The sequence below is a fragment of the Methanolobus sp. genome (assembly GCF_016278365.1).
Classification (GTDB): domain Archaea; phylum Halobacteriota; class Methanosarcinia; order Methanosarcinales; family Methanosarcinaceae; genus Methanolobus.
On sequence record NZ_JADQBZ010000006.1, the window covers coordinates 171,987 to 178,279 of the forward strand.

Below are 6,293 nucleotides of genomic sequence, written 5' to 3' on the forward strand. Positions count from 1 at the left end.
CTCTTACTGTACCGGGAAGTATCCTATCTCGGAAACTGTTGCCTGGCCGGCAGGGCTCATGACGAAATCTACGAATTCTTTGGTAGCACCCTGGGGTTCACCGTCAGTGTAGTAATAGAGTGGTCTTGACAAAGGATATGTTCCACTGAGGATGTTCTCTTCAGTTGCTTCGATGTAACCTTCTCCCCCATCAAGTGCGACTGCTTTTATACTTTCATCAAGATATGCGAATCCTATGTAGCCTATTGCTCCCCTGTTTCTGGATATCTCCTGAACTATTCCTCCGGTGGCTGGCTGAGCGAGTGCATCAGGGCGGTATTCCCTGTCCACAAGTATTTCTTCTTTGAAATATTCATAAGTGCCGGAACTGCTGTCGCGGGTGATGACTGCTATCTCGCGATCCTCTCCACCGACATCCTTCCAGTTACTGATGCTACCATCGTATATTCCCTGCAGCTGCTCATATGTGAGTTGTGAAACTGGGTTTTCAGGATTTACAACAACTGCAATGCCATCCCATGCAATAGTGTGCTCGAGTGGTTCAATTCCGTTCTGTCTGGCCTGCTGTATCTCGGAATCCTTCATCTCTCTTGATGCCATTGCAATCTCTATCTCTCCATCAATGAGTGCTGCAATCCCTACCCCGGAACCTCCACCAATGACTGTCACTCTCATGTTTGGATTCTCTATCATGAAATCTTCAGCTTCTGCCTGAGAGAGCGGCAACACGGTATCAGAACCTTTTATAGTGACGCTGGATGATTCTGCGGTCTGAACTTCTCCTGTATCGTTCTGATTATTGTCCACGCAGCCGATGCCTGTGAATATTGCTACAAGGAGCAGCAATACAATAGAACATATTGAAATTAATTTTGACATTTAATACTTCACCTTTCAGTTTACTTTCCCTATATTTTGCTTAGTTGACAGTAAACCTACACGGATAGAATACATAACTCTTCTGTATATACTATATATATTCAGGATACATGGCGCGTGGGTATATATTATATATATAGCATCTATTGTGTCTATATTCCTGTGCTTATTTACGCTGATAATAGATTGAATGTGATTCCTTCATCAAACAGTTATCTATCATAACATGCATATACACTGAATAATATAAATGGTGTCATGCCTGATATTCTGATAAAGAACACAAGAGTTTTCTTCAATAATAATCTTCAGCCCGCTGAGGTACTGGTCCAGAACGGAAAGATATCAAAGATTGGAAAACAGATAGATGTCCAGCGGTTGGATCAGGTTATAGATGCAGCAGGTGCCCTTACTTTACCTGCAGGTATTGATGTGCATGTACACTTTCGGGAACCGGGTTTAACGGTAAAAGAGGATTGGTATACAGGCTCCTGCTCTGCGGCAGCCGGGGGTATTACCACGGTTCTTGAACATCCTAACACGATTCCTCCGACAACTGGTAGAAAGTCATTCAGGGAAAAGCTCAAACTTGCAAATCGCAAATCTATCATTGACTTTGGTATTTATGGAGGTGTGACAGGTAACATTGAAAAGCTTGCTGAGCTGTGGGGACTTGGAGTATTCGCATTTGGTGAAATATTCATGGCCCAATCTACGGGGGAGTTGAACATCAGTGAACAGACTCTTGATGAAGCATTGTCTGTCATTACAGGCCTTAATGCAATGGCATGTATCCATGCCGAGGACGAGGGTATAAGGCTGGAATGTGAAGCTCATCTAAAGGGTGACTTTTCACCGCAGTCCCATTCAAGAGCAAGACCCACTATGTGTGAAGCACTTGCTGTTGAGAAGGCTATTGCACTGATAAAAAAGAACAGATCTCGAGCACATTTCTGCCATATAAGTGCCTTGGAAACAGTTGGCCTGCTGCGTAAGGAGAAGTATGTTGCGCAGAAATCTTCTTCCGGGATGACATGTGAGGTCACCCCGCACCACCTCTTCCTCTCAACAAAAGATTGGGATCGCCTTGGTTCGTTCGGGAAAATGAATCCACCTCTTCGTGGCCATCACGATGTAAAGGCCCTGATGAATGCTCTCAATGACGGTACAATAGACATGGTGGCATCTGATCATGCTCCTCATACGGAAGCTGAGAAGGAAGCTGATATAAAGAAAGCGCCATCTGGTGTACCGGGTGTGGAGACTTTGCTTCCTCTGATGTTAACTGCTGTAAAAAGGAATCTACTTCCACTGGAAAAGATGATCGATGTTACAAGCAGGAATCCTGCCCGGGTATTTGGTCTTGACCGCTATTCTAAAGGCGTGTTTGCTGAAGGGTACGATGCGGACCTGATAATTGTGGACACACGTCAGTCCTCTGAGATAAAAGGAGACCGTCTGCATAGTAAGGCTGGATGGACGCCATATGAGGGGATGGAGGGCATCTTCCCTGAATATACTATTGCAAGAGGTGAAATTGTATGGGATGGTGAGGTTGCTGCATCCAGGGGACGTGGCAAATTCCTCCCGGGAAGAGGCCTGATCATCAATGAAGATGAGATCGATGAGGACATTGACGATAATGTATGAACATAAGAATTAACTTATGTATGTAATACATAACATTTTAAATATATAATGCGTTATTATGTACATGGTGGTGTGATGAAAACAAAATTCCCCATTCATACTACATTAAGTGCTGATGCTATCAAAGTCCTTGATAGGTATGAAAAAGAACTTGGCGCAAAAAATATTGTGCTTGAAAAGGCCCTTCTTAATCTTGATGCTACTCGTTTCAAGGCTAAACTTGATACCCAGAACATCGACCGGATAATTAAGCGTATAAGCACGGGCATCCCCGGGCTTGATGACTTTCTCGAAGGTGGTTTCCCCAAAGGATTCGCTGTTATTGTTACAGGTCCACCGGGTACGGGGAAAACGACTTTTTCGATGCAGTACCTTATGGAAGGTGTAAAAAATGGTGAAAGATGTATATTCTTCTCGTTTGAGGAAAGAGCCCAGCAATTAGTGCAGCATTTTGCCAGATTTGGATGGGACGTCGGGAAGTACATTGACGATGGCTATCTTGAAATATTCGGTATTTCCATGCTTACTTCTGAAGAAATGATGGAAATAATCGATTCGCACAAACCAGACCGGGTTGTGTTTGACTCGCTGAACGTTTTCACCGCTCCGGGTGACTTCAGGACTTCCACATCATGGCGCGGGCTCCATAAATTACTTAAAAAGAACATGATCACCTCTTTGCTTATTACTGAAAAGGCTCATGGGATTGAAAAGAAAGAATTTGACGATTTTGACTTCCTGGGAGACGGCATCATATTCCTGGACTTTATCCAGACCAATGACATCGACACCACACCTATGCCAGTAATGGCTGTACAGAAAATGAGAGCCACTCGTGTGGATCATACGCCTCAACCTTTCAGGTTCACTAATTCCGGGATAGCTAAATATCGCGCATTGAACCTGCCGGCAAACGTGCTGCAGGCAAAGATAGAGAGGCGCAGGGCTGAGAGAACAGGTTCCTCTTCGCCATCAGACGAAATATGAGAATAGGCTTGCGATGAGTGCCGTCACATAGACTGCCTTAAAACTTCCGGCGCCGCCTATATTGAGGTAGGCGCTTCCATACTTTTCTTTATTGAAGGTGAATGTCAGGGCTATTATCCCAATCAGTATACCTCCGATTCCTGCAATGAACGTTATTGGTGCTGTTTCATGAGGCGATATCAGCAGCGCGAAAGGAATTGCAAGAATACCTATATATTCCGGAACAACGGTGCCGATACCGTTGACGATTTCAGAGAGAAAAGTTACGGCAACTATGATTATAAGCATTATTTCAAGAGCAGTATTGTTTGGTTGTGTGAGCAGGAGATAGAGTATGGCTATCCCCGGAATCACAAAGCCTCCCAGATTCAATGTGATCTTGGTGTCGAATACTCTTTCTTTGCCGTTGTTAAGTTCACTGGTGAGGGGGACTGCATATATCTCCTCTATTATGGGTGCGAACCTGGAAAGTTGTTCATTCTTTATTGAACGTATTGTTGTAACAGGTATCTCTATGAATGATCCGGCAAGCATCAGAATTAGCATTACTATCAGCCAGAAGGGTGATATAGTTCCGATGTAGAGGCTTTTGTTGTAACACAGGACTGCTATGGGCAGCAATGACAATACAAAAATGGCATACATCTTGATTTCAGACTTGGTAAGATAGCCTCTCATATAAGCACCGTTATTATATCATCCGGACTGATTTAAATATTTATCTTTCGATGTAATTATATCAGCCGTAATAGTCCAGTCTCGACTGAAGAAGTTCCTGTCTCTTTTTCTCGAGGAAACTATAGACACTTCCGTGCGATGCTCCATTGATCAACATTTCAATGGCTGTCCTTGCTATCTGGTTCTGCTCAGGCCCTCCGATAACGCTTACTGTTTTTCCGTAAACTGATATCTTAACTCCGATAAGCCTTTCTGTTATCTCTCTGGTCTTGCCGCTTTTACCTATGATGCGGCCCTTCAGGCGGAGGAGGTCTTTCTGGCTGTCGGTTATCTTGGAAAGGTCCATCACTTCGAGCATCAGCATGTCATCGTCAAGCATGGCAATTGTCTTTTCAGGGTTGAATCCTCTTGCAATAGCATTAACTACCTCCACAGCTCTCATTGCACCTACTGGTTCCTCTCCCGGGAGCACCTCCACTACTCCGTTCTCACTGTCTATATTCAGTTCGGCACCAGATTTGCTTTCAATGAGTTGTTTTACACTGCCTTTTGGGCCAATGATGGCGCCTATTCTGTCCTTGGGAACTTTCACATGTGTCATAATAAATCTACCGTGTATGTTTATAATGCTCTATTACTCTCTATTGGGTTTTATCTTTTATTTCCCGAATGGTCGAATAGAGTTTCTCGGGATCCTCGTTGATCCCATATTTTTTAAAATAGCGTACTATGTTCTCTATATCCCTTTGCAGGAATTCCCGTGATCTGGGGTGCTCAAGAGTGACTGACTGTCCCATGTCTATGAATATGATTTCCTGTGTATGGGGGTCAATAAGGATATTGTATTCGCTTAGATCGCCATGTACGAGGTTAGCTTTTGTGTAAAGCAGTTCTATATATTTAATAATAGTGTCAAAGGCAACCCTGGAATCTTCTTTCTCAAGACCTGCTTCCTTTAATTGCGGATATGATTTTTCGCCCTCACCCATGAATTCCATGACAAGCACATTCCTTTCGGAAAGTATGGGCACAGGCACCTTTACTCCTGCCTCTATCGCACGTTCCAGATTCCGGTGTTCTTTTTTTGTCCAGGCAAATATAATGTCGCGTTTAGAGTGTCTTACATTACGGAATCTGGGATCTCCCAGTATGTATTCTTCCATGGAATTGAATGTGCTTGAAGAAATCCTGTATATTTTAATTGCCAGGTTTTTGTTCTCTCCTTCAGCCAGGAATACATTGGCCTCTTTTCCTGTGCTGATAGAACCACCAAGTGCTTTTATTATGCCTTTGCTGGAAATCGTATAAAGGGTTTTGAGGGTAGCGTCGTCAAATACGTTCTCGGTAACTTTTAGTGCGTTGGAGTCTTTGCGCTTCATGCGCATCTCATCGACCTGAGTGTCGATACGCTGTACTTTTCTGGTGACTTCTTTTTTCATGTCGGTTAGCCTTTAAGGTAGCCTTTACGTTCCAGCCAGTTTACCTGTGGGCGCGTATATTTCCAGATGACATCTGCTTTCTCTTTCTGGAAGTCCCATGGTACTGCTATAACAATGTCTCCTTCGCGTATCCATGTTTTCTTTTTCATGGAGCCGGGTATTCTACCCATTCTTACCACGCCATCCATACATCTGAGCTTTACGTGGTTTGCCCCAAGCATGTTCTCGACGATCGCAAGTACTTCTTTGTTCTCTTTACGCGGAGTTCTGACTCTAGTAACTGCGTCAGGGTCAGAATTCTCTTCGGTGACACTTTTTTTATGCAGTGGTATCCCTCTCTTATATTAGTTTGATTATTCCTTGATTTGAGCATTATTATGTATCATTCGTTGTTAAATGTTGTGTACATGCTCCTGTTTTGTTAATCCTGGTAATCCAATAGGTGGTTTGAATGGGTGGTCTGGTCATTCTCCAAACTGACTTGCTGAGTGATGTGTTCATCACAATGTTAATATGGGATTAAAAACAATAGTTAAAATCCGCGTAGTAATGTGGTGAAAGCCCGCATATCTCGCGCAGGGCCTTCAAATTTGTCCTTCTGACCCCGTGGTCGCAAGGTATAAATACGAAAGCTGCCTTTAAAGAAGTCCTCGCATCATG

General features: G+C 43.6%; 7 protein-coding genes. 2 read left to right on the forward strand and 5 right to left on the reverse strand.

Annotated elements, in window-relative coordinates; genetic code table 11:
* Positions 1-3: 3 nt before the first annotated feature.
* A complete protein-coding gene (locus tag QZZ22_RS07470; protein WP_292463789.1) occupies positions 4-879 on the reverse strand; it encodes a PstS family phosphate ABC transporter substrate-binding protein in 876 nt (291 codons plus the stop codon).
* 258 nt (positions 880-1,137) lie between these two features.
* On the opposite strand from QZZ22_RS07470, the gene QZZ22_RS07475 reads away from it, so the two are divergent.
* Both QZZ22_RS07475 and QZZ22_RS07480 read left to right on the forward strand, forming a co-directional pair.
* Positions 1,138-2,529 carry a dihydroorotase gene (locus QZZ22_RS07475; protein ID WP_292463790.1) on the forward strand — a complete coding sequence of 464 codons (1,392 nt, stop codon included), beginning with the start codon at positions 1,138-1,140 and terminating at the stop codon, positions 2,527-2,529.
* Positions 2,530-2,604: 75 nt separating this feature from the next.
* On the forward strand, positions 2,605-3,516 hold the full coding sequence (locus QZZ22_RS07480; RefSeq protein ID WP_292463791.1) for an ATPase domain-containing protein: 912 nt from the start codon (positions 2,605-2,607) through the stop codon (positions 3,514-3,516).
* Here QZZ22_RS07480 and QZZ22_RS07485 read toward each other — a convergent pair.
* The 4 genes from QZZ22_RS07485 to eif1A all read right to left on the reverse strand — a co-directional run bounded on the left by QZZ22_RS07485 (position 3,502) and on the right by eif1A (position 5,959).
* Positions 3,502-4,194, reverse strand: coding sequence for a DUF1614 domain-containing protein (locus tag QZZ22_RS07485; RefSeq protein ID WP_292463792.1), 693 nt, complete (start codon positions 4,192-4,194; stop codon positions 3,502-3,504). The two genes, QZZ22_RS07480 and QZZ22_RS07485, sit on opposite strands and share 15 nt — an antisense overlap.
* Before the next feature lie 61 nt (positions 4,195-4,255).
* Positions 4,256-4,795 carry a KH domain-containing protein gene (locus QZZ22_RS07490; RefSeq protein WP_292463793.1) on the reverse strand — a complete coding sequence of 180 codons (540 nt, stop codon included), beginning with the start codon at positions 4,793-4,795 and terminating at the stop codon, positions 4,256-4,258.
* Between the two features lie 40 nt (positions 4,796-4,835).
* On the reverse strand, positions 4,836-5,633 hold the full coding sequence (locus QZZ22_RS07495) for a serine protein kinase RIO (RefSeq protein ID WP_292463794.1): 798 nt from the start codon (positions 5,631-5,633) through the stop codon (positions 4,836-4,838).
* A 5-nt stretch (positions 5,634-5,638) separates the two neighbouring features.
* On the reverse strand, positions 5,639-5,959 hold the full coding sequence (gene eif1A, locus QZZ22_RS07500; protein WP_292463800.1) for a translation initiation factor eIF-1A: 321 nt from the start codon (positions 5,957-5,959) through the stop codon (positions 5,639-5,641).
* Between the last annotated feature and the right edge of the window lie 334 nt (positions 5,960-6,293).

Bases quoted from the DNA above. Each gene is read 5' to 3' on its own strand.
- QZZ22_RS07470 (WP_292463789.1), bottom strand. From the start codon at position 879: ATGTCAAAATTAATTTCAATATGTTCTATTGTATTGCTGCTCCTTGTA.
- QZZ22_RS07475 (WP_292463790.1), top strand. From the start codon at position 1,138: ATGCCTGATATTCTGATAAAGAACACAAGAGTTTTCTTCAATAATAAT.
- QZZ22_RS07480 (WP_292463791.1), top strand. From the start codon at position 2,605: ATGAAAACAAAATTCCCCATTCATACTACATTAAGTGCTGATGCTATC.
- QZZ22_RS07485 (WP_292463792.1), bottom strand. From the start codon at position 4,194: ATGAGAGGCTATCTTACCAAGTCTGAAATCAAGATGTATGCCATTTTT.
- QZZ22_RS07490 (WP_292463793.1), bottom strand. From the start codon at position 4,795: ATGACACATGTGAAAGTTCCCAAGGACAGAATAGGCGCCATCATTGGC.
- QZZ22_RS07495 (WP_292463794.1), bottom strand. From the start codon at position 5,633: ATGAAAAAAGAAGTCACCAGAAAAGTACAGCGTATCGACACTCAGGTC.